This window comes from Mycobacterium sp. 3-98, assembly GCF_035918355.1.
GTDB classification, from domain to species: domain Bacteria; phylum Actinomycetota; class Actinomycetes; order Mycobacteriales; family Mycobacteriaceae; genus Mycobacterium; species Mycobacterium intracellulare.
On the sequence record NZ_CP142360.1, the window covers coordinates 2046323 to 2067822 of the forward strand.

Sequence of the window (21500 nt, forward strand, 5' to 3'; positions counted from 1 at the left end):
CCGATGACGCCGGCGATCACCGCAACTTCTGGGCGAATTCGATGACGTGGCCGTCCGGGTCGGCGATGTGGAGCGTCCTTTCACGCCAGGGCCGGTCCACCGGTCCCGTGAGGATTTCGACACCGAGGTGCCGCAACCGTTCCGCCTCGCTGTCCACGTCGTCAACCAGGAAACCGATCTCACCGCACGGCGGGACGCCGCCCTCGCGGCCGATGAGCTGCGGCAGCTTCGACCGCTCGAAAAGCGAGAACTTGGTGTTTGCCGTCTCGAACTCGACGTAGCCGTCGCCTTCGATCCGTACCTGCAGCCCGATCACGTCGCGGTAGAACGTCACCGACCTCGTGAGCGACTCCACGTAGTGGATGACGTAGTCCACGCGACGCATGAAACACCTCGGCGGGTGCTAGCTCACCGGTCGCCGTCGGCCCGAGCCGTATCGAGCCGAACGACCCGCAATTCGCCGTGCGCGAGGCAGGCAGCATAACCGTGGTGCTTGCTGTAGAGCTCCCACGCGATGGCGTTGTCGTTGCACGGCACGTCGATCTTGTGATCGTCGGAGAACTCGAGATGGAGATCTCCGGTGTCGGACCAGACGGCACTCGTGCAGCTCGATCCGGCGAAATCGAAGAGCGGACGCAGTTGACCCGCCGGGTGGTTCGGGTCGATGGCGATCACTTCGGCGGGTGAGGTTTCGATGGCCGGCAGGGTCAGACGCATCGGTGCCGTGATCACCAGCTCGTTGTAGTCCTCGAAATTCAGCACCAGACCGTCGCGGAACATGATCCGCTGAACCGCACAGCCCTCGAGCCACTGCTCGATCACTTTCTGTTCGGTCATAGATTCCACTCTGGCCCCAATTTGGCACATGCAGAACCGTGGTGGGCCATGCCGTACCGGCTCACGACGTCTCGGCGTTGAGCCGGCGGACGGCGTCGATGCGCGCCCGCAGCTGTTCGCGGCTCGCGGCGGCGATCGGGGGGCCGCCGCAGCGGCGCCGCAATTCGTTGTGGATCCAGCCGTGCGGCTTGCCCGTCCGGTGATGGGCGATCGAGACGAGCGCGTTGAGCTCGCGGCGCAGCTCGCGAAGCTGGCCGTGCACCGTGGCCGACGGGGTTTCGACGGCACCCGGCGATCCGGTCTCCTGGTGCAGCCGGGCCCGCCGCTGCAGCTGTTCGTCCTGGCGCTGGTGCAGCAGCGCACGCATCTGCTCGGCGTCGAGCAGGCCCGGGATGCCGAGGTAGTCGGCCTCCTCGTCGCTGCCCGCCGGCGCGGCGGTGCCGAACGATGATCCGTCGAAGATGAGCTGATCGAGCTCCGCGTCGGCGCCCAGCGAGGTGAACCCCTTGTCGAGGTCGCTCTTCTCGTCCTGCGTCTTGGTTGCGGGATCGCCGTCGAGGGGATCGCCCTCGGATTCCCGGTGCGGCTCGCCGAGCACGTGGTTGCGCTGCGCCTCCAGCTCGCTGGCCAGCTGCAGCAGGTTGGGCACCGACGGCACGAAGATGCTGGCGATCTCGCCCGGGCGCCGCGACCGCACGAACCGGCCGATGGCCTGGGCGAAGAACAGCGGGGTCGAGGCGCTGGTGGCGTAGATCCCGACCGACAGCCGCGGCACGTCGACGCCCTCGGAGACCATGCGCACCGCGACGAGCCAGCGGCTGGTGCTCGCCGCGAACTCGCTGATGCGCGCCGACGAGCCGGGGTCGTCGGAGAGCACCAGCGTCGGCGCCTCGCCGGTCAGCTTCGTCAGCAGGGTGGCATAGGAGCGGGCCGCGGTCTGATCGGAGGCGATGATCATGCCGCCGGCGTCGGGCACGTGCGTGCGCAGCTGGCGCAGCCGCAGGTCCGCGGCGGTGATCACCGCGGGCATCCACTCGCCGGCGGGATCCAGCGCCGTGCGCCACGCCCGCGCGGTCTGCGCGGCGGACAGCGGCTCACCCAGTCGGGCGGCGTGCTCCTCGCCGGCGCTGTCGCGCCACCGGGCCTCCCCGGAGTAGGCGAGGAAGACCACGGGCCGGACCACGCCGTCGGCCAGGGCGTCGGTGTAGCCGTAGGTGTGATCGGCCTGCGACCGCCGTATCCCGTCGGGACCGGCCTCGTAGGTCACGAACGGGATGGGGCTGTCGTCGCTGCGGAAGGGCGTGCCCGTCAGTGCGAGCCGGCGGGTGGCGTCGTCGAACGCCTCGCGGATGGCGTCGCCCCAGGTCTTGGCGTCCCCGCCGTGATGGATCTCGTCGAAGACGACCAGTGTCTTGCGCTGCTCGGTGCGGACCCGGTGCAGCGTGGGATGCGCGGCGACCTGCGCGTAGGTGACCATGACGCCGTGATACTCCGGCGCGATCCGCGGGTTGGCGTTGGAGAATCTCGGGTCCAGGGCGATGCCGTGCCGCGCCGCGGCCTGCGCCCACTGCACCTTGAGGTGCTCGGTGGGCACCACGACGGTGACCTGCTCGACCGCGCGCTGGCCGAGGAGTTCGGCCGCCACCCGCAGCGCGAACGTCGTCTTGCCGGACCCGGGGGTGGCCACCGCCAGGAAGTCGCGCGGCTGGCCGGCGAGATATTTGACGAGCGCCCTGCGCTGCCAGCCGCGCAGCACGGCGGCGCCGCTGTCGTCGCCCTGGTCGGTGTCGGTCCGCGCTTGGATGCTGCTGGCCGGCATCGACACAGGCCCCCCAATCGTTGCTGTTCGACACGGCCAGCTCGGTTGAGTGGCGGCTGTGAAATCTAGCACGCCAACGCTTTTCGATGTCGGAGCGACTCGACTCGCTATCGCGCGTGGGTCACCGCTTCGTGGGTCTGCAGCCAGTCGCGGATGCGTTCGGCGACGTCGGCCCAGCCCGGCTCGAGCATCATGTTGTGGCCCATGGAAAAGAATTCCGGCTCGGTGCCGTAGGCCCGCGCGGTGGCGCGCACGTCGCCGGGGCTGACGAAGCCGTCGTGCTCGGCGCCCAGGACCAGGATCGGCGTGGTCACCCGCCGGGTCCGGACGCGGCGGACCATCGGATCGGTCATGGCGGCGCGCACGCTCTCGGCCCCGGCCTGTTGCCGGCAGGCCTCGACGATGTCCTCGGGTGTGTCGGCGCAGAAGAGGTATTCGCGGGCCAGCGCCGGGGTGGCCAAAAATTTCAGCAGCGTGGGATCGTTCCAGGCTTCCATGGTCATCGACGGCCGGCGGCGCCAGACGCGCAACGCCATTTTGAGCACGCCCTGCGGCGGCACCGAGCCCACCAGCACCGCGGCCGGGGCGCTGCGCTCTTCGAGGTAGCGCTGGATCACGAACCCGCCCAGGGAGTGCCCGATCAGGATCGGCGCGCCACCGAGGTCGTCGGCCACCGAACGGACGTCCTCGATGTAGTCGGCGATGGACACCTTGCGCAACGGCTTCGCGGTGGGGCTGGTGCCGTGCCCGCGCAGGCTCACCGCGACCGTGCGGTAGCCGGCGTCGGCGAAGAAGTCCTGGAAGTGTTCCCAGCACCACGCGCCGTGCCACCCGCCGTGGACGAAGAGCAGGGGCACCGGGTGCTCGGCAGTGCAGGACCCTTTGTCGATCAGCTCGAGCATCAGGTCATTCCCTTCGCTAGTCCCTGCCGAAACATAAGCCACGCCGACGCGTGTCCGGGGCGGATTCGTGCCGACCGGGACGGCCGAGCGTGCGGCCGCGCGCGCACTCGCGGCCGAATGGGCGGCGGGCCGCACACTCGTCGTCCGCGCGGCAAGCTGCGCCCGGCGGCGTGGGTCGCGCTTGCGGTGCCACTAGGCTGGCGGGGTGTTTGAATCGCTGTCCGACCGATTGACCGGCGCCCTCGCGGGGCTACGTGGCAAGGGTCGACTGACCGACGCCGATATCGAGGCCACCACCCGCGAGATCCGGCTGGCGCTGCTGGAAGCCGACGTGTCGTTGCCCGTCGTGCGCGCCTTCGTCACCCGGATCAAGGACCGCGCCAAGGGCGCCGAGGTCTCGGGTGCCCTCAACCCGGCGCAGCAGGTCGTCAAGATCGTCAACGAAGAACTCATCGGCATCCTGGGCGGACAGACCCGCCAGCTGGCGTTCGCGAAGACGCCGCCGACCGTGGTGATGCTCGCCGGCCTGCAGGGTTCCGGTAAGACGTCGCTGGCCGGCAAGCTGGCGGCCTGGCTGCGCGGGCAGGGCCACACCCCGCTGCTGGTGGCGTGCGACCTGCAGCGCCCGGCCGCGGTCAACCAGCTGCAGGTGGTCGGCGAGCGGGCCGGGGTGCCGGTGTTCGCGCCGCACCCGGGTGAATCCCCGGGGTCCGGACCCGGCGACCCGGTCGCGGTCGCCGCGGCGGGAATCGCCGAGGCCAACGCCAAGCACTTCGACGTCGTCATCGTCGACACCGCCGGCCGGCTGGGCATCGACGACGAACTGATGGCGCAGGCCGCGGCCATCCGCGACGCCATCGACCCCGACGAGGTGCTCTTCGTCCTGGACGCGATGATCGGTCAGGACGCCGTCACCACCGCCGAGGCGTTCCGCGAGGGCGTCGGCTTCACCGGGGTGGTGCTCACCAAGCTCGACGGCGACGCCCGCGGTGGCGCGGCGCTCTCGGTCCGCGAAGTGACCGGTGTCCCAATCCTTTTCGCCTCCACCGGCGAGAAGCTGGAGGACTTCGACGTCTTCCATCCCGACCGGATGTCCAGCCGCATCCTGGGCATGGGCGACGTGCTGAGCCTGATCGAGCAGGCCGAGCAGGTCTTCGACGCCGAACAGGCAGAGGCCGCCGCGGTCAAGATCGGCACCGGCGAGCTCACGCTCGAGGACTTCCTGGAACAGATGCTCGCCATCCGCAAGATGGGCCCGATCGGCAACCTGCTGGGCATGCTGCCCGGGGCCGGGCAGATGAAGGACGCGCTGGCGCAGGTCGACGACCGCCAACTCGACCGCCTGCAGGCCATCATCCGCGGCATGACGCCCGCCGAGCGCGCCGACCCGAAGATCATCAACGCGTCGCGGCGGCTGCGCATCGCCAACGGTTCGGGCGTCACGGTCTCGGAGGTCAACCAGCTGGTCGACCGCTTCTTCGAGGCCCGCAAGATGATGTCGTCCATGCTCGGCGGCATGGGCATCCCCGGGATGGGGCGCAAGTCCGCGACGCGAAAGTCCAAGGGCGCCAAGGGCAAGGCGGGCAAGAAGGCCAAGAAGGGCGGGCGGGGCCCGACGCCACCCAAGGCGAGAAACCCGCTGGCCGCCGGCATGCCGGCCGGGTTCCCCGACCTGTCGCAGATGCCCGAGGGTCTCAACGAGCTGCCGCCCGGGCTGGCCGACTTCGATCTGTCCAAGCTGAAGTTCCCGGGCAAGTCGTGACCGGAAGAAACTAGCCGCCGTGCGCCTGCACGTGCGGGGCGTGGGACTGCCCGACGAGACCGAGATCCAACTGTGGATCGTCGACGGCCGCATCAGCACCGAACCCATCGCCGGCGCCGACACCGTCTTCGACGGCGGATGGATCGTGCCCGGGCTGGTGGACGCGCACTGCCACGTCGGCCTGGGCCATCACGGCGAGATCCCGCTCGACGAGGCGATCGCCCAGGCCGAGACGGAACGCGACGTCGGGGCGTTGTTGTTGCGGGACTGCGGATCGCCCACCGACACGCGCAGCCTCGACGACCGCGACGACATGCCCCGCATCATCCGCGCCGGCAGGCATCTGGCCAGACCCAAGCGCTACGCGGCGGGGTTCTCGCGCGAACTGGAGGACGAGTGGCAGCTGCCGGACGCGGTCGCCGAGGAGGCGCGCCGCGGCGACGGCTGGATCAAGCTCGTCGGCGACTGGATCGACCGCGGCGCCGGCGACCTCGCGCCACTGTGGTCCGACGACGTCCTGGCGGCCGCGATCGAGGCCGCCCACGCCCACGGCGCCCGGGTCACCGCGCACGTCTTCAGCGAGGACGCGCTGCCCGGCCTGATCAACGCCGGCATTGACTGCATCGAACACGGCACCGGCCTGGACGACGACACCATCGAGCTGATGGCCTCCCGCGGCACCGTGCTGGTTCCCACGCTGGTCAACGTCCTCGAGAATTTCCCCGGCATCGCCGAGGCCGCCGCGAAGTATCCGGCCTACGCCGCCCACATGCGCGACCTGCACGCGCGCGGCCCGTCGCGCATCGCCGCGGCGCGGGAAGCCGGCGTGCCGATATATGCCGGAAGTGACGCCGGCACCATGGTCGCGCACGGTCGCATCGCCGACGAGGTCGAAGCGCTCAAGGGCATCGGCATGAGCCCGACGCAGGCGCTGGGGGCGGCCTGCTGGGACGCGCGCCGCTGGCTCGGCCGCCCCGGCCTCGACCACGGCGCCTCGGCGGACCTACTGTGCTTCGCCCGCGACCCGCGGTCGGGGCCCGCCGTGCTGAACAATCCCGATCTGATCATGTTGCGCGGCAAGATCTTCCGTTCACCGGCGTAGCCGGCGCGTCGCGGTCGCCGCGGCCGCTCGGTGACGCAGACTAACCAGCGCGTCCGGGCGCCGCCACGCTGCGCCGAAGAAAGATTGCGAGTGCGTGCTATCTATGTTAGCGTTCGGCAACGATGACCGGAAGGACGCCATGGCCTACGACGTGATCATTCGCGACGGATTGTGGTTCGACGGCACCGGCGCCGCGCCGCTCACCCGCACGCTGGGCATCCGCGACGGGGTCGTGGTCGCCGTCTCGGCCGAGGCGCTGGACGAGACCGGTTGCCCCGAGGTGATCGAGGCGGCCGGCAAATGGGTCGTGCCCGGCTTCCTCGACGTGCACACCCACTACGACGCCGAAGTGCTGCTGGACCCCGGCCTGCGCGAGTCGGTGCGCCACGGTGTCACCACCGTGCTGCTGGGCAACTGCTCGTTGTCGACCGTCTATGCCGATTCCGAGGACGCCGCCGATCTGTTCAGCCGAGTGGAGGCGGTGCCGCGCGAATACGTCTTCGGCGCGCTGAGTTCGGGCCGGACGTGGTCGACGGCGGCGGAATACGTCAAGGCGATCAACGCCCTGCCGCTGGGCCCCAATGTCGGTTCGCTGCTTGGTCATTCGGACCTGCGCACCGCGGTGCTCGGACTGGAACGGGCCACCGACCCGACGGTTCGGCCCACCGACGACGAGCTGAAAAAGATGGCGGCGCTGCTCGACGAGGCGCTGGACGCCGGGCTGCTCGGCATGTCCGGGATGGACGCGGCCATCGACAAACTCGACGGCGACCGTTTCCGGTCCCGCGCGCTGCCGTCCACCTTCGCGACCTGGCGGGAACGGCGCAAACTCATCAAAGTCCTGCGCAAGCGCGGCCGGATCCTGCAGAGCGCACCGAATCTTCAGAACCCGATCCTGTCGCTGATGTTCTTCTTGACCAGCAGCCGAATCTTCGGGCGCGGCAAGGGAGTCCGGATGAGCATGCTGGTCTCCGCGGACGCCAAGTCGATGCCGCTCGCCGTGCACACCTTCGGGCTCGGCACCCGGGTGCTCAACACCTTGCTGCGGTCCAGCGTGCGGTTCCAGCACCTGCCGGTGCCGTTCGAATTGTATTCCGACGGAATCGATCTGCCAGTGTTCGAGGAGTTCGGGGCGGGCACCGCAGCGCTGCACCTGCGGGATCAGTTGCAGCGCAACGAACTTCTGGCCGACGAGGCCTATCGTCGTCGGTTCCGCCGCGAGTTCGACCGCATCAAGCTAGGACCGTCGCTGTGGCACCGCGACTTTCACGACGCGGTCATCGTCGAATGCCCCGACGCGTCGTTGATCGGCAAGAGCTTCGGTGCGATCGCCGACGAGCGTGGCCTGCACCCACTGGACGCGTTCCTCGACGTGCTCGTCGAAAACGGCGAGCGCAACGTCCGGTGGACCACGATCGTGGCCAACCACCGGCCCAAGCAGCTCGACAAGCTCGCCGCCGACCCCAGCATCCATATGGGTTTCTCCGACGCCGGCGCGCACCTGCGCAACATGGCGTTCTACAACTTTGCACTGCGCATGCTCAAGCGCACCCAGGACGCGCACCGGGCCGGCGCGCCCTTCCTGTCGATACAGCAGGCGGTGCACCGGCTCACCGGCGAACTGGCCGAGTGGTTCGGCATCGACGCCGGCACGCTGCGGGTCGGCGACCGCGCGGACTTCGTAGTCATCGACCCGGCCGGTCTGGACGAATCCGTCGACCGCTACCACGAGGAAGCGGTGCCGTTCTACGGTGGCCTGCGCCGCATGGTCAATCGCAACGACCACGCCGTCGTCGCGACCGGGGTGGGCGGCGTCGTCGTGTTCGGCGGGGGCCGATTCCGCGACGGCTACGGGCAAACCGTGACGTCGGGCCGCTACCTGCGGGCCGGCGAGCGCGCCCGCCGACCACAGGGCGCCCTGACCCAGAGCGCCTGACATGGCCAGAACCCAGCAACAGCGCCGCGAGGAAACCGTCGGGCGGCTGCTCGACGCCTGCATCGCCACCATCATCGAGGTCGGCTACGCCCGGGCGTCCGCCGCGGTGATCACCAAGCGGGCCGGGGTGTCGGTGGGCGCGCTGTTCCGGCACTTCGACACCATGGGCGATTTCATGGCGGCAACGGCGTCGGAGGTGCTGCGCCGCCAGCTGGAGTCGTTCACCAAGGGGGTCGCCGAGATACCCGCCGACCGGCCGGCCCTGGAGGCGGCCCTGGGGATCCTGCGTGACATCACCAGCGGTCCGGCCAACGCCGTCATCTATGAACTGCTGGTGGCCGCCCGCACCGACGAAAAGCTCAGGGAGACTTTGCAACACGAGCTCGGGCAGTATGCGGCGAAGATCCACGACGCCGCCCGGGCGCTCCCGGGCGCCGAACGCTTCCCCGAGGACACCTTCCCGGTGTTCGTGGCGCTGATGACCAACGTGTTCGACGGCGCCGCCGTGGTGGAAGGCGTGCTGCCGCAACCGGACATCGCGGCCCGGCGGATCCCGGTGCTGATGGCGCTGCTGACCGCCGCGCTGCCGGATTGAGCTGCGCGAGCGGCGATTACAGCGAGCCGATGCCGGCCTGCGGGCTTTGCGCGAATCCCCAGTCGAACAACGTCGCCGCCTGATCCCAATACGACGGCCCGCCCTCTTTCACCAACCCGTACATCATGGCGATCACCAGCCGGCGGCCACCGCGCGCGGCGGCGCCGACGAAGGTCTTGCGGGCGGCGTTGGTGAACCCTGTCTTGCCGCCGATCGCACCGGGGTAGCGCTGCAGCAGTTCGTCCTGGTTGGTGATGAGGCGGTCGCCGTTATCGCCGGGGAACATCGCCGACGGCTCGGCGGTGATCTGCGCGAACACCGGGTTGGCCATCGCCGCGCGGAAGATCACGGCCAGGTCGTGCGCCGTGGACGAGCCCGACCCGCCCGGGCCGTCGAGGCCGGACGGCGTCGCCGCGTGCGTGTTGGTGGCGCCCAGCGAGGCCGCCTTGGCGTTCATCTTGGCGACGGTAACGTCGGGTCCGCCCAGCATGTGGGCCAACGTGTTGGCGGCGTCGTTGCCCGAGACCAGCAGCAGGCCGTCGAGGAGCTGGCGCGCGGTGTAGGTGCGGCCCGGTTTGATGCCGACGCAGTTGCATTCGACCTGAGTGTCGGCGACGTCGGCGACCACCGTGGAATCCAGGCTCACCGAATCCAGGACCACCTGGGCCAGCAGCGTCTTGATCGTGCTCGCCGGCGGGTGGGCCACGTTCTGGTCGCGGCCGGCGAGCACCTGACCGCTGTCCAGATCGGCGATGATCCACGTCTGCGCCGGGCCGTCGGGGATGGGGATCGAGCCGATCGGTTGGCTGCTGTCGGCGCGCGAGAGGGGGACAGGGGCACCGAACGCGACGACGGCGAGCAGCGCCGCGGCCATCCCTGCCACCGAGCCCACGAGCTTCCGCATGGGCCGAGAGTCTAACTTCCGGCCCTTGTCGCCGCGGATTTTCGTCTACTGTCCGATGCATGTTGAGCCTGGCCGAGATATCCGACCGCCTTGAGATCCAGCAGCTTCTGGTGGATTACTCCACCGCCATCGACAATCGCCGCTTCGACGACCTGGACCGGGTGTTCACCCCCGACGCCTACATCGACTACACGGCGCTGGGCGGCATCGAGGGGCACTATCCCGAGGTCAAGAAGTGGCTGGCCGAGGTTCTGCCCAACTTCCCGGTGTATGCCCACATGCTCGGCAATTTCTCGGTACGCATCGACGGGGACACGGCGTCGTCGCGGGTGATCTGCTTCAACCCGATGGTGCTCGGTGGCGATAACGAGCAGGTGCTGTTCTGCGGCCTCTGGTACGACGACGAGTTCGCGCGCACCCCCGAGGGCTGGCGGATGACCCGGCGCGTGGAGACCAAGGTCTTCCAGAAGGTGATGTGAGGCTCGACCGGATGGTGGCGACCCGCCGCGCCCGGCTGCGCCGCGCTTGCGATCGCCACAATTTCTGATCGCCGCCCCTGGTCTGGCACAATAGGCGGCTGTCCGCCCCGCGATCACGCATCGCCGGCCGGTCAGAAACGCGAGGCAAAACCGGATCCGGGCATTCCCGCCCCGATCGCTGAATTGCAGCGTGACACACAGGAGAAGTCGCTTAACCATGGCTGTCAAGATCAAGCTCACCCGGCTTGGCAAGATCCGCAATCCCCAGTACCGCATCGCCGTCGCCGACGCGCGGACCCGGCGCGACGGTCGCTCCATCGAGGTCATCGGCCGGTATCACCCGAAGGAAGACCCGAGCTTCATCGAGATCGACTCCGAGCGCGCCCAGTACTGGCTGTCCGTGGGTGCCCAGCCCACCGAGCCCGTCCTCAAGCTGCTGAAGATCACCGGCGACTGGCAGAAGTTCAAGGGCCTGCCCGGGGCCGAGGGCCGACTGAAGGTCAAGCCCGCCAAGCCCAGCAAGCTGGAGCTGTTCAACGCCGCGCTGGCCGAGGCCGAGGGCGGACCGACCACCGAGGCCGCGAAGCCGAAGAAGAAGTCCCCGGCGAAGAAGACCGCGAAGGCCGCCGAAGGCGAGTCCAAGGCCGAGTCCGAGGGCGCCGCGCAGACCGCCGAGACGAAGCCGGCCGAGGCGCCCGCCGAGGGCGGCGAGCAGGCCGAGTCGACCACCGAGAGCTGACCCCGGCGATGAGTACGGTTGTCGTTGACGCTGTTGAGCACCTGGTTCGCGGGATCGTTGACAACCCCGACGACGTCCGGGTCGACATGGTGACCAGCCGCCGGGGGCGGACGGTCGAGGTCCACGTCCACCCCGACGACTTGGGCAAGGTGATCGGCCGCGGGGGTCGCACGGCGACCGCGCTGCGCACGCTGGTCGCCGGTATCGGCGGTCGCGGCATCCGCGTCGACGTGGTGGACACCGACCAGTAGAGAACCCCGGTGGAATTGACCGTCGGGCGCGTCGTCAAAGCGCACGGGATCGGCGGCGAAATCGTCGTCGAAATCCGCACCGACGACCCGGACGCCCGGTTCGCGCAGGGTAATACGTTGCGCGGCAAGGCGTCTCGCGGCGGTGGGGAGCGGGATTTCGTCGTCGAGAGCGCGCGTGAACACGGCGGGCGGCTGCTGGTGCGGCTGGCCGGCATCAGCGACCGCGACGCCGCCGACGCGCTGCGCGGCACCCTGTTCGTCGTCGATTCCGACGATTTGCCGCCGATCGACGAGGCCGACACCTACTACGATCACGAACTCGAAGGCCTGCACGTGCGGACGATCACGGGCCGAGACGTCGGTGTCGTCGCCGAGGTCCTGCACACCGCCGCGGGGGAGTTGTTGGCGGTGCGGCGCGAATCCGGGGAGGCGTTGGTGCCGTTCGTGACCGCGATCGTGACGTCGGTGTCGCTGGACGACGGCACCATCGAGATCGATCCGCCCGAAGGCCTCCTGGATCTGTAGGGCCTTCGAGATGAGAATCGACGTCGTCACGATCTTTCCCGCCTACCTGGACCCGCTGCGGCAATCGTTGCCGGGCAAGGCGATTCAGTCCGGGCTGGTCGATTTGGCGGTACACGACCTGCGGCGGTGGACGCACGACGTGCACCGCTCGGTCGACGACGCCCCCTACGGCGGCGGCCCGGGGATGGTGATGAAGGCGCCGGTGTGGGGTGATGCCCTCGACGAGATCTGCTCCGGCGAAACGCTTTTGGTGGTCCCGACGCCGGCCGGGGCCCTGTTCACGCAGGCCACCGCCGCGCGCTGGAGCGCCGAGAAGCACCTGGCGTTCGCGTGCGGCCGCTACGAGGGCATCGACCAGCGAGTCATCGAGGACGCCGGGCGGCGCATGCGGGTGGAAGAGGTCTCCATCGGCGACTACGTGTTGCCGGGCGGCGAGTCGGCCGCCGTCGTGATGATCGAGGCCGTGCTGCGGCTTCTCGACGGCGTCCTGGGCAATCCCGCGTCGCGCCACGATGATTCGCACTCGCCGGCGCTGGACCGCCGCCTGGAGGGGCCGAGCTATACCCGTCCGCCGACCTGGCGGGGGCTGCAGGTCCCCGAGGTGCTGCTCTCCGGTGACCATGCGCGAATCGCCGTGTGGCGACGGGAGATCTCGCTGCAGCGCACCCGCGAACGCCGCCCGGAGCTGCTTGACCCGGAAGACTAGAGGCCGCGCGCCACCGCGTCGACGCGGCCCTCGGGAAAGATCGTCTTGACCGCCCGGGTGATGGTGTCCCGCGCCGTGGCGTCGTCGGAGGCCTGCAGGGACTGCACCACCATGATGTAGCGGCGGTCGGCCCCGATCACGCCCGTCGACAGGTGCATCCAGTCGCTGCCGATGCAGCACATCCAACCCTGCTTGACGGCGACCGGTTCGGCGTACAGGCCGTCCGGGATGCCGAACCGCTGTGGGTAGCCGTCGACGCCGTTGGGGGTGGACTGGGCCAGGTCGTTGACGATGATCTTGGCCTGGTCGGCGGGCAGGCCGCCGGAGCCGTCCAGCAGCATCTCGTAGTAGCGGATCAGGTCGGTCACCGAGCTCATCGTGTTCCACCAGCGCCCGTCGCTGGGCGGGGTGGTGGACGCCAGGCCGTAGCGGGCGGCCACCTCGGAGATGATGGCGGACCCGCCGCCCTGCCCCCAGAACCGCTCGGCGGCGCCGTCGTCGGAGGATTGCAGCATGATGTCGAGCGCCTGGCGGTCCTCGGCGCTCAGGGCGGCCTTGCCCTCGGCCTGGTGCAGCAACAGGTCGTCGGCGATGAACAGCTTCGCCACCGACGCGGTGCCCACGACCTGGCCGTTGCCGTTGGAAACCAGCTGGTGGGTGTGGCGATCGAGGATGGCCACCGACAGCGCGGCGCCGCTCGCGGCGGCCTCCTCGGTGGCCTGCTGGACGCGGGCCTGCAGCGGGGCGGACCCCGCGCCCGGCAGCGCCTGGGGCGGCTGGGGCTCCTGCGGCGGTGTGGCGGCCTCGAGCATCAGCGCCGCCGACTGCGGTGGTGCGGGCGCCGGCCGCTGCGGGATGACCCGAACGGGCGCGTTGATAGGCAGGCTGTACACCTTGGCCTGAACCAGCGCCTCGGAACCGGCGGCAACCAGCAACGTCACCGCCGCGGTGGCGGTGAGCAGCGTCAGTGGCCGTACCCGCATTCCACTCCTTCGGCGCGACTTCGGACGTGACTTGGACACAGTGCAGCGGTGCGGACCCTCGCGCGCCACCCGTACCGGCCGTCACGCAATGGTGCGGGTAGCGCGTTCCGACCCCAGTCATATGTACCATTCACCAGCGCATTCGGCTCGCCGCGAACCGCCGACTTCGTGTGATTTTCGCGGCACGCGCACCGTCTGGCACAATTGACCAGTTGTCTCCAGCGGCTGCAGGCCGCCTGCGCCATTTCCCGCCCGCTGCGAGATACGCCAGAAAGCCCATCGGCTCGGCGACCGCCTCACACCTACGTGTGGGTAGCTGCCGTCGGCCGCGACCTCAAGGAAGTGTCTCTCAGATGAACCGGCTGGACTTCGTCGATCAGGCGTCGCTGCGCGACGACATCCCGGTTTTCGGCCCGGGCGACACCATCAATGTGCACGTCAAGGTCATCGAGGGCGCCAAGGAGCGCATCCAGGTGTTCAAGGGCGTGGTGATCCGCCGCCAGGGCGGTGGCATCCGCGAGACCTTCACCGTCCGCAAGGAAAGCTATGGCGTCGGCGTCGAGCGGACCTTCCCGGTGCACTCGCCCAACATCGACCACATCGATGTCGTGACCCGTGGTGATGTCCGCCGCGCCAAGCTGTACTACCTGCGGGAGCTTCGCGGCAAGAAGGCCAAGATCAAGGAGAAGCGCTGAGCCGGGACGCCTTGGCGGCGCTGGTGATTCGCCTTACGGGTTTGCGGAGCGGATCACTCGCCGGCTTGCCGGGCGACAACCTGTGCTGGCTACGCTGATCACGTGACCGACACCGCGGATTCATCTAACCCCCAGTCCCACGCTGGCGATTCAGATCCGAAGGTCTCTACGCGCAATCCGGAGACGCGCCCCGACGACGCCGCGGCGGCCGACGGGCCGGTTCCCGAACCAGGCCCCGCGGACCAGGCGTCTGAACCCGCCGCCGCCAAGCACTCCACGCTGCGCGAATTCGCCCTGCTGGCGGTCATCGCCGTCGTGCTCTACTACGTCATGTTGACCTTCGTGGCGCGGCCCTACCTGATCCCGTCGGAATCCATGGAGCCCACGCTGCACGGCTGCACCGGCTGCGTCGGCGACCGGATCATGGTGGACAAGATCAGCTACCGGTTCAGCGCCCCGAGCCCCGGCGACGTCATCGTCTTCAAGGGGCCGCCGCCCTGGAACCTCGGCTACAAGTCGATCCGGTCGAACAACACCGTGCTGCGCTGGATGCAGAACGCGCTGTCGTTCATCGGCTTCGTCCCGCCGGACGAAAACGACCTGGTGAAGCGGGTTATCGCGGTCGGCGGTCAGACGGTGGCGTGCCGGGCGGAGACCGGGTTGACGGTCGACGGCAAGCCGCTGAAGGAGCCGTACCTGGATCGCAACACCATGGCGGCCGACCCGTCGGTCTACCCGTGCCTGGGCAGTGAGTTCGGGCCGGTCGCCGTCCCGGCCGGGCGGCTGTGGGTGATGGGCGACAACCGGACGCACTCGGCGGATTCGCGCGCCCACTGCACCAGCGTGCCCGCCGAGGCGCTCAAGGGCGTGCTGTGCACGGGCGACCCCACCACGGGGACCGTGCCGGTGTCCAATGTGATCGGCAAGGCCAGGTTCATCGTGTGGCCGCCGTCCCGGTGGGGTGGCGTGGAGTCGGTGAACCCGCAGCAGACTCGGTAGCCATGGCCACGACGTGGCCGCCGCGCACGGTGATCCGGAAGTCGTCAGGGTTGCGCACCCTGGAGTCGGCGCTGTACCGCAACGGGCTGGGCCCGGTGGCCGGCGTCGACGAGGTCGGCCGCGGCGCCTGCGCGGGCCCGCTGGTGGTCGCCGCCTGTGTGCTCGGCCCGGGGCGAATGGAAAGCCTTGCCGCGCTTGATGATTCCAAGAAGCTCACCGAGGCCGCCCGGGAGAAGTTGTTCCCCCTGATCCGCCGCTACGCGTTGGCCTACCACGTGGTGTTCATCCCGCCCGCCGAGGTGGACCGCCGCGGTGTGCACGTCGCCAACATCGAGGGGATGCGCCGCGCCATCGCCGGGCTGTCCGTGCGGCCGGGCTATGTGCTCAGCGACGGTTTCCGGGTGCCCGGCCTGGCGGTCCCGTCGCTGCCGGTCATCGGTGGTGACGCGGTCGCGGCGTGCATCGCGGCGGCCAGCGTGCTGGCGAAGGTCAGCCGCGACCGGCTGATGGTGGCCATGGAGACCGATCACCCCGGCTACGGGTTCGCCCTGCACAAGGGCTACAGCACGCCGGCGCACAGCACGGCGCTGGCGCGGCTGGGCCCGTGTCCGGAGCACCGCTATTCGTTCATCAACGTGCGGCGCGTCGCGAACGGATCGGGCACCAGGCTGGTGGCCGACTGCGATCCGGACCCACCGCTGCAGCGCGACGGATATCGGTGAGGAAAGATGGGACCAGGGTCCCGGGGACAGCATGTGGGAGAAGGACGTCTGAGCGGATGAGTGGCAGATGAGCGCAGAAGATCTCGAAAAGTACGAAACCGAGATGGAGCTCTCGCTGTACCGCGAATACAAGGACATCGTCGGCCAGTTCAGCTACGTCGTGGAAACCGAACGGCGCTTCTACCTGGCCAACAGCGTGGAGATGACGCCGCGCAACGCCGACGGCGAGGTCTACTTCGAGCTGCGGCTGTCCGACGCGTGGGTGTGGGACATGTACCGCCCGGCGCGTTTCGTCAAGCAGGTGCGGGTGGTCACCTTCAAGGACGTCAACATCGAAGAGGTCGAGAAGCCCGAGCTGCGGCTCCCCGAATAACCGCCGTTCAGGCGTTCGGGGGCAGCTGGTTTTCCGCGAGGGCGGGCAGCTGGCCGCGTTGCTCGATCACCGCGCGGGCGACCTCGGCCAGCTTGATGTTCAGCGCCTGGGAATGGCGGCGCAGCAGGTCGAAGGCGTCGTCCTCGCTCATGTCGTGCAGCAGCATCAGCATGCCGACCGCCTTGCCGATCTCGCGGTTGCTGAGCAGGCCCCGGCGCAGGCTGGCGGCGTCTTCCCCCTTGGCGACCGCGTTGATGGCGACGCTCGCGAAGGCCGCCAGCACCGCCGCCCGCCCGGCGGACTCAGCGTCGAACATGTTCGGGGTATCGCTGAACAGGTTGAGCGCCGCGCCTTTGCGTTTGTCGACCAGGAGGCGAAATCCCATCGCCCCCCGCACCGGTGTCTCCGCGACCAGCACCGCCGCCAGCTTGGGCCACAGCGACGGCGTGGTGAGGTCGGGATCGATCTGGGGCGTCTCCTCCTCGATCGCATCGATGCACGGGCCGTCGCCGGCGCGGCGTTCCAACTCGTCGACCTGCTGCGCCAGCCGGTCGCTGGCGCCGACGGTGACGTACCGGTCGTTCTCGCGCACCATCAGGCTGGCGTGGTCGCAGCCGCGGATGGCCAGGGTGGCGGCGACACAGATGGCCGCGTACATCTCGTTGGCATCCGAGCCCCGATAGATGATTTCGGCCAGAGCTGCGAAAACCGTCGAGGGGTCGGCTTTCTCCCCGCCAGTCGGGGGCGCGACCGCACGGGCTTTCGCGTTGTCCGCCATGCTGTGCCTCGTTTCCTGCGGTGTTGGCGCTGTGACCCTTCGGTCGCCGTAGATTATCGGTCGCCGGCCCCACCCTTACACGCGGTTTGGCCCGGTCGCAGCGAATCGGTGAGCGACCCGTCCGTCGCCTTTGACCGCGGTGGCGTTTCCGCGCAGGGTTTCGGTTGGGAACGGGAGGGAAGGACGTCTAGATGGGTGTGACCGTCGCGGTGACCGGGCCCACCGGGGAGATCGGCATCTCCGCGGTGACGGCGCTCGAGCGCGAACCGGCCGTCGACGCCATCATCGGGATGGCGCGCCGCCCGTTCGACCCGTCCTCACGCGGCTGGCTCAAGACTACCTATCAGCGGGGCGACATCTTGGACCGCGAGGCCGTCGACGCCGTGGTCGCGCAGGCCGACGTGGTGATCCACCTGGCCTTCATCATCATGGGCTCGCGCGACGAGAGCGCCCGCGTCAACCTGCAGGGCACCCGCAACGTCTTCGAGGCGACGGTGGCCGCCGAGCGGCCGCGGCGCCTGGTCTACACCTCGTCGGTGGCGGCCTACGGCTATCACGCCGACAATCCGGTCCCGCTGACCGAGGACGTGCCGGTGCGCGGGTCCGCCGAGCATTACTACTCCGCGCAGAAGGCCACGTGCGAGGCGATGCTCGCCGACATCACCCGGGATTCGCCGCTGGAGGTCTTCGTCCTGCGGCCGTGCGTGGTCGCCGGGCCCAACGCCACCGCCCTGGCCGACGCCATGCCGTGGAACCAGCTGCCCGGCCCGATCCGCGCCGTCGTCAAGGCGCTCAAGGCCGTTCCCCTGCTGAAACCGGTGGTGCCGGATCCGGGTGTCGGGCTGCAGCTGGTTCACCACGACGACGTCGCCTCCGCGATCGCGCTGGCGGCCACCGCACCGGCGCCGCCGGGCGCGTACAACATCGCCGGTGACGGCGTGGTGTCGGTGGCCGACGTGGCCAAGGCCCTGGGCGCGCGGTCGGTCCGGGTTCCCGCCGTCGCGGCCTCGGCGGCCTCGGCGGCGATTTCGCGCGTTCCGCTGATGCCGGCGATGCTGGAATGGCTGCACACCGCGCGCACGTCGATGGTCATGGACACCACCAAGGCCAAGACCCAACTGGGCTGGCGGCCGCTCTACTCCTCGGCGCAGGCCCTGGCGGCGCTGGCTTCCGCGGTCTGAGCGGTCTGAGCGGTCTGAGGCCCCCGCCAAGCGGTAATTTGATGCTGTGAGGTCTCACCGCTCGGCCGTGTCCGGGCCTGCCGCTGTCGACTACGACGAACACGCGGTCACCGTCACGCCCCGCAAGCGCGAGGCGGCGGGCGTTCGGGCGGTGATGGTCTCGCTGCAACGCGGGTTCGAGCAGATGGGCGCGCTGCGCACCGCGGCGGTGCTGGCCCGGCTCAACCAACGCAACGGCTTCGACTGCCCCGGGTGCGCGTGGCCCGAGGAGCACGGCGGTCGCAAGCTGGCCGAGTTCTGCGAGAACGGCGCCAAGGCCGTCGCCGAGGAGGCCACGAAGCGCACCGTCACACCGGAGTTCTTCGCCCGGCACTCGGTCGCCGAGCTGTCCGCGAAGCCCGAGTATTGGCTGTCCCAGCAGGGCAGGCTCACCCACCCCATGGTGTTGCGTCCCGGTGACGACCACTACCGGCCGATCGGCTGGGACGCCGCCTACCGGCTGATCGCCGACCAGCTCGGCGCCCTGGACAGCCCCGATGAGGCGGTGTTCTACACGTCGGGCCGCACCAGCAACGAGGCCGCGTTCTGCTACCAGCTGCTGGTTCGCTCGTTCGGCACGAACAACCTGCCCGACTGCTCCAACATGTGCCACGAGTCCTCGGGCTCGGCACTCACCGAGTCGATCGGCATCGGCAAGGGTTCGGTCACCGTCGAGGACGTCGAGCTGGCCGACCTGATCGTCATCGCCGGACAAAACCCGGGCACCAACCACCCGCGGATGCTGTCGGTGTTGGAAAAGGCAAAGGCCAACGGCGCCAACATCATTGCGGTGAACCCGCTGCCCGAGGCCGGGCTGATCCGGTTCAAGGACCCGCAGAAGGTGCATGGCGTGGTCGGGCACGGCATCCCGATCGCCGACGAATTCGTGCAGATCCGCCTGGGCGGCGACATGGCGCTGTTCGCCGGGCTGGGCAGGCTGCTGCTGGAGGCCGACGACCGCGCCCCGGGGACCGTCATCGACACCGCGTTCGTCGAGGCGCATTGCGCGGGGTTCGACGAATACCGGCGCCGAACCCTCGACGTCGACCTCGACGAGGTGTTCGCCGCCACCGGCATCGAACGCCGACAGCTCGACCGCGTCGCCGACATGCTGATGGCGTCGCGGCGGACGGTGGTGTGCTGGGCGATGGGCCTGACGCAGCACGCGCACGCGGTGGCCACCATCGGCGAGATCACCAACCTGCTGCTGCTGCGGGGCATGATCGGCAAGCCGGGCGCCGGGGTGTGCCCGGTGCGCGGACATTCGAACGTGCAGGGCGACCGCACGATGGGCATCTGGGAGCAGATGCCCGAGGAGTTTCTGGCCGCCCTGGATGATCGGTTCGGCATCGCCACTCCCCGCAAGCACGGGTATGACACCGTGGCCGCGATCCGGGCGATGCGCGACGGGCGGGCGAAGGTGTTCGTGGGTATGGGCGGCAACTTCGCCTCGGCCACCCCCGACACCGTCGTCACCGAGGCCGCCCTGCGCAATTGCGCGCTGACCGTGCAGATCTCGACCAAACTCAACCGCAGCCATCTCGTGCACGGGAATACGGCGCTGATCCTGCCCACCCTCGGCCGCACCGACCGCGACGTTCGAGGTGGGCGCAAACAGGTTGTCTCGGTTGAGGATTCGATGTCGATGGTGCACCTGTCCCGCGGCAGCCTACACCCGCCCAGCGACCAGGTGCGCAGCGAGGTGGAAATCGTGTGCCGGCTGGCCCGCACGCTTCTCGGTGCGGCGCACCCGGTTCCGTGGGAGAGCTTCGCCGCCGACTACGACACCATCCGCGACGCGATCGCCGCGGTGGTCCCCGGCTGCGCCGATTACAACCGCAAGGTGCGTGCGCCCGACGGATTCCAGCTGCCGCACCCGCCGCGTGACACGCGCGAATTCCACACCAGCACGGGGCGGGCCAACTTCGCCGTCAACCCGCTGCAATGGGTGCCGGTGCCCGAGGGCCGGCTGGTGCTGCAGACCATACGCAGCCACGACCAGTACAACACCACGATCTACGGCCTCGACGACCGTTATCGCGGGGTGAAGGGCGGGCGCCGCGTGGTGTTCATCAACCCCGCCGACATCGACGCGCTGGGCCTGACCCCGGGAGGGCGCGTCGATCTGGTGTCGGAGTGGACGGACGCCGAGGGCCGGCTTCAGGAACGGCGCGCGAAAGACTTTCTGGTGGTTGCGTATTCGACTCCCGTCGGCAACGCCGCGTCCTACTATCCCGAGACCAACCCGCTGGTTCCGCTCGATCACACTGCGGCGAAGTCGAACACCCCGGTGTCGAAGGCCGTCGTCATCCGGGTGGAGCCCGCCGCCGGCGGTGAAACCGCGTAGTGGGGCACGTAACGTCACGCCGGCGGGTCACGCATCTGACCGCCGAGAAGGCGATCACCCGGCCGGAGACCCTGGTCGTCGAGGAGCCCTTGGAGATCCGGGTCGACGGCGCGGCGGTCACCGTGACGATGCGCACGCCGGGCGCGGACATCGAACTCGCCCAAGGCTTTCTGCTCACCGAAGGGGTCATCGGCGGCCGCGACGACATCCACAGCATCCGTTACTGCGCCGGGCGTGACGACGACGGCGCCAACACCTACAACGTGCTGGACGTGACGCTGGCGCCCGGGGTGCCCAAACCCGACCTCGACGTCACCCGCAACTTCTACACCACCTCGTCGTGCGGGGTCTGCGGCAAGGCGTCCCTGGATGCGGTGCGGTTGAGCAGCCGGTTCACCCCGGGTGCCGATCCCGCGACCGTAGCCCCGGCCACGCTGAAGGCGATGCCGGACCAACTACGTTCCGCGCAAAAGGTTTTCGAGAGCACCGGCGGGTTGCACGCGGCCGCGCTGTTCGGCGTCGACGGCACGATGCTGGTGGTGCGCGAGGACGTAGGCAGGCACAACGCGGTCGACAAGGTGATCGGCTGGGCGCTGGAGCATCGGCGGGTGCCGCTGGCAGCCTCGGTGTTGCTGGTCAGCGGGCGGGCATCCTTCGAGTTGACGCAGAAGGCCGTAATGGCTGGGATTCCGGTGCTGGCGGCCGTCTCCGCGCCGTCATCGCTGGCGGTCTCGCTGGCCGAGGAGTCCGGCATCACGCTGGTGGCGTTCCTGCGCGAGGACTCGATGAACATCTACACCAGGGCCGACCGCATCGCGTGACCCAG

General features: G+C 69.3%; 22 protein-coding genes and 1 pseudogene. 16 read left to right on the plus strand and 7 right to left on the minus strand.

Annotated elements, in window-relative coordinates:
- Positions 1-16: 16 nt before the first annotated feature.
- From QGN30_RS10045 to QGN30_RS10060, 4 genes are all read right to left on the minus strand, one after another.
- Positions 17-385: a VOC family protein gene (locus QGN30_RS10045; protein WP_029384856.1), complete on the minus strand. Its 369-nt coding sequence runs from the start codon at positions 383-385 to the stop codon at positions 17-19.
- Positions 386-408: 23 nt separating this feature from the next.
- Positions 409-837 carry a DUF6188 family protein gene (locus tag QGN30_RS10050; protein WP_009955179.1) on the minus strand — a complete coding sequence of 143 codons (429 nt, stop codon included), beginning with the start codon at positions 835-837 and terminating at the stop codon, positions 409-411.
- 61 nt (positions 838-898) lie between these two features.
- Positions 899-2662: a DEAD/DEAH box helicase gene (locus QGN30_RS10055; protein ID WP_029384858.1), complete on the minus strand. Its 1764-nt coding sequence runs from the start codon at positions 2660-2662 to the stop codon at positions 899-901.
- Between the two features lie 101 nt (positions 2663-2763).
- Positions 2764-3558 carry an alpha/beta hydrolase gene (locus QGN30_RS10060; protein ID WP_009955181.1) on the minus strand — a complete coding sequence of 265 codons (795 nt, stop codon included), beginning with the start codon at positions 3556-3558 and terminating at the stop codon, positions 2764-2766.
- A gap of 205 nt (positions 3559-3763) precedes the next feature.
- On the opposite strand from QGN30_RS10060, the gene ffh reads away from it, so the two are divergent.
- The 4 genes from ffh to QGN30_RS10080 all read left to right on the plus strand — a co-directional run bounded on the left by ffh (position 3764) and on the right by QGN30_RS10080 (position 8953).
- The gene (gene ffh / locus QGN30_RS10065) at positions 3764-5320 is read left to right on the plus strand and encodes a signal recognition particle protein (protein WP_009955183.1); all 1557 of its coding nucleotides are present in this window, start codon (positions 3764-3766) and stop codon (positions 5318-5320) included.
- Positions 5321-5339: 19 nt separating this feature from the next.
- Positions 5340-6422 carry an amidohydrolase family protein gene (locus tag QGN30_RS10070; protein WP_009955184.1) on the plus strand — a complete coding sequence of 361 codons (1083 nt, stop codon included), beginning with the start codon at positions 5340-5342 and terminating at the stop codon, positions 6420-6422.
- A 103-nt stretch (positions 6423-6525) separates the two neighbouring features.
- Entirely contained in the window at positions 6526-8358 is a 1833-nt protein-coding gene (locus QGN30_RS10075; protein WP_014380700.1) for an N-acyl-D-amino-acid deacylase family protein, read from the plus strand.
- 1 nt (position 8359) lies between these two features.
- Entirely contained in the window at positions 8360-8953 is a 594-nt protein-coding gene (locus tag QGN30_RS10080) for a TetR/AcrR family transcriptional regulator (RefSeq protein ID WP_014380699.1), read from the plus strand.
- 16 nt (positions 8954-8969) lie between these two features.
- Here the strand turns inward: QGN30_RS10080 and QGN30_RS10085 are convergent, their stop codons facing one another.
- Positions 8970-9857 carry a D-alanyl-D-alanine carboxypeptidase family protein gene (locus QGN30_RS10085; RefSeq protein ID WP_036459362.1) on the minus strand — a complete coding sequence of 296 codons (888 nt, stop codon included), beginning with the start codon at positions 9855-9857 and terminating at the stop codon, positions 8970-8972.
- Between the two features lie 59 nt (positions 9858-9916).
- Here QGN30_RS10085 and QGN30_RS10090 point away from each other — a divergent pair, with 59 nt between their 5' ends.
- The 5 genes from QGN30_RS10090 (at position 9917) to trmD (ending at position 12557) form a co-directional block, all read left to right on the plus strand.
- Positions 9917-10336, plus strand: coding sequence for a nuclear transport factor 2 family protein (locus QGN30_RS10090; protein ID WP_009955187.1), 420 nt, complete (start codon positions 9917-9919; stop codon positions 10334-10336).
- Between the two features lie 217 nt (positions 10337-10553).
- A complete protein-coding gene (gene rpsP / locus QGN30_RS10095; protein ID WP_014382972.1) occupies positions 10554-11075 on the plus strand; it encodes a 30S ribosomal protein S16 in 522 nt (173 codons plus the stop codon).
- 8 nt (positions 11076-11083) lie between these two features.
- Positions 11084-11326: an RNA-binding protein gene (locus QGN30_RS10100; protein ID WP_003878715.1), complete on the plus strand. Its 243-nt coding sequence runs from the start codon at positions 11084-11086 to the stop codon at positions 11324-11326.
- A 9-nt stretch (positions 11327-11335) separates the two neighbouring features.
- Entirely contained in the window at positions 11336-11851 is a 516-nt protein-coding gene (gene rimM / locus QGN30_RS10105; protein WP_014942641.1) for a ribosome maturation factor RimM, read from the plus strand.
- Positions 11852-11861: 10 nt separating this feature from the next.
- Positions 11862-12557 carry a tRNA (guanosine(37)-N1)-methyltransferase TrmD gene (gene trmD, locus QGN30_RS10110; protein WP_233042110.1) on the plus strand — a complete coding sequence of 232 codons (696 nt, stop codon included), beginning with the start codon at positions 11862-11864 and terminating at the stop codon, positions 12555-12557.
- Here trmD and QGN30_RS10115 read toward each other — a convergent pair.
- Positions 12554-13540, minus strand: a complete 987-nt coding sequence (locus QGN30_RS10115) for a hypothetical protein (RefSeq protein ID WP_009955192.1) — start codon at positions 13538-13540, stop codon at positions 12554-12556. The two genes, trmD and QGN30_RS10115, sit on opposite strands and share 4 nt — an antisense overlap.
- A 353-nt stretch (positions 13541-13893) precedes the next feature.
- On the opposite strand from QGN30_RS10115, the gene rplS reads away from it, so the two are divergent.
- The 4 genes and pseudogenes from rplS to QGN30_RS10135 all read left to right on the plus strand — a co-directional run bounded on the left by rplS (position 13894) and on the right by QGN30_RS10135 (position 16329).
- Entirely contained in the window at positions 13894-14235 is a 342-nt protein-coding gene (gene rplS, locus QGN30_RS10120; RefSeq protein ID WP_038536996.1) for a 50S ribosomal protein L19, read from the plus strand.
- Between the two features lie 102 nt (positions 14236-14337).
- Complete coding sequence (lepB, locus tag QGN30_RS10125) at positions 14338-15234, plus strand: signal peptidase I (RefSeq protein WP_009955193.1); 897 nt, start codon at positions 14338-14340, stop codon at positions 15232-15234.
- A 2-nt stretch (positions 15235-15236) separates the two neighbouring features.
- Positions 15237-16008, plus strand: a pseudogene (locus QGN30_RS10130) (ribonuclease HII).
- 15 nt (positions 16009-16023) lie between these two features.
- On the plus strand, positions 16024-16329 hold the full coding sequence (locus QGN30_RS10135) for a DUF2469 domain-containing protein (protein ID WP_003875077.1): 306 nt from the start codon (positions 16024-16026) through the stop codon (positions 16327-16329).
- A 7-nt stretch (positions 16330-16336) separates the two neighbouring features.
- Here the strand turns inward: QGN30_RS10135 and QGN30_RS10140 are convergent, their stop codons facing one another.
- Positions 16337-17107, minus strand: a complete 771-nt coding sequence (locus QGN30_RS10140) for a GAF and ANTAR domain-containing protein (protein WP_009955198.1) — start codon at positions 17105-17107, stop codon at positions 16337-16339.
- 191 nt (positions 17108-17298) lie between these two features.
- On the opposite strand from QGN30_RS10140, the gene QGN30_RS10145 reads away from it, so the two are divergent.
- From QGN30_RS10145 to fdhD, 3 genes are read left to right on the plus strand one after another with little or no spacing between them, the layout of a single operon-like run.
- Positions 17299-18288 (plus strand): NAD-dependent epimerase/dehydratase family protein, encoded by a 990-nt coding sequence (locus QGN30_RS10145; RefSeq protein WP_014380694.1) that lies wholly within the window; start codon positions 17299-17301, stop codon positions 18286-18288.
- A gap of 46 nt (positions 18289-18334) precedes the next feature.
- Positions 18335-20674, plus strand: a complete 2340-nt coding sequence (locus QGN30_RS10150) for an FdhF/YdeP family oxidoreductase (protein ID WP_198347135.1) — start codon at positions 18335-18337, stop codon at positions 20672-20674.
- Positions 20674-21495 (plus strand): formate dehydrogenase accessory sulfurtransferase FdhD, encoded by an 822-nt coding sequence (gene fdhD / locus QGN30_RS10155; RefSeq protein WP_009955202.1) that lies wholly within the window; start codon positions 20674-20676, stop codon positions 21493-21495. Before QGN30_RS10150 ends, fdhD begins: the two co-directional genes overlap by 1 nt.
- Positions 21496-21500 lie beyond the last annotated feature (5 nt).

What these genes read in the sequence shown, in the direction of transcription:
- QGN30_RS10050 (WP_009955179.1), bottom strand. Translation starts at nt 837, where the DNA reads ATGACCGAACAGAAAGTGATCGAGCAGTGGCTCGAGGGCTGTGCGGTT.
- QGN30_RS10060 (WP_009955181.1), bottom strand. Translation starts at nt 3,558, where the DNA reads ATGCTCGAGCTGATCGACAAAGGGTCCTGCACTGCCGAGCACCCGGTG.
- QGN30_RS10140 (WP_009955198.1), bottom strand. Translation starts at nt 17,107, where the DNA reads ATGGCGGACAACGCGAAAGCCCGTGCGGTCGCGCCCCCGACTGGCGGG.
- QGN30_RS10100 (WP_003878715.1), top strand. Translation starts at nt 11,084, where the DNA reads ATGAGTACGGTTGTCGTTGACGCTGTTGAGCACCTGGTTCGCGGGATC.
- trmD (WP_233042110.1), top strand. Translation starts at nt 11,862, where the DNA reads ATGAGAATCGACGTCGTCACGATCTTTCCCGCCTACCTGGACCCGCTG.
- QGN30_RS10045 (WP_029384856.1), bottom strand. Translation starts at nt 385, where the DNA reads ATGCGTCGCGTGGACTACGTCATCCACTACGTGGAGTCGCTCACGAGG.
- QGN30_RS10115 (WP_009955192.1), bottom strand. Translation starts at nt 13,540, where the DNA reads ATGCGGGTACGGCCACTGACGCTGCTCACCGCCACCGCGGCGGTGACG.
- QGN30_RS10075 (WP_014380700.1), top strand. Translation starts at nt 6,526, where the DNA reads ATGTTAGCGTTCGGCAACGATGACCGGAAGGACGCCATGGCCTACGAC.
- QGN30_RS10145 (WP_014380694.1), top strand. Translation starts at nt 17,299, where the DNA reads ATGGGTGTGACCGTCGCGGTGACCGGGCCCACCGGGGAGATCGGCATC.
- rpsP (WP_014382972.1), top strand. Translation starts at nt 10,554, where the DNA reads ATGGCTGTCAAGATCAAGCTCACCCGGCTTGGCAAGATCCGCAATCCC.
- QGN30_RS10135 (WP_003875077.1), top strand. Translation starts at nt 16,024, where the DNA reads ATGAGCGCAGAAGATCTCGAAAAGTACGAAACCGAGATGGAGCTCTCG.
- QGN30_RS10080 (WP_014380699.1), top strand. Translation starts at nt 8,360, where the DNA reads ATGGCCAGAACCCAGCAACAGCGCCGCGAGGAAACCGTCGGGCGGCTG.
- rplS (WP_038536996.1), top strand. Translation starts at nt 13,894, where the DNA reads ATGAACCGGCTGGACTTCGTCGATCAGGCGTCGCTGCGCGACGACATC.
- QGN30_RS10085 (WP_036459362.1), bottom strand. Translation starts at nt 9,857, where the DNA reads ATGCGGAAGCTCGTGGGCTCGGTGGCAGGGATGGCCGCGGCGCTGCTC.
- QGN30_RS10090 (WP_009955187.1), top strand. Translation starts at nt 9,917, where the DNA reads ATGTTGAGCCTGGCCGAGATATCCGACCGCCTTGAGATCCAGCAGCTT.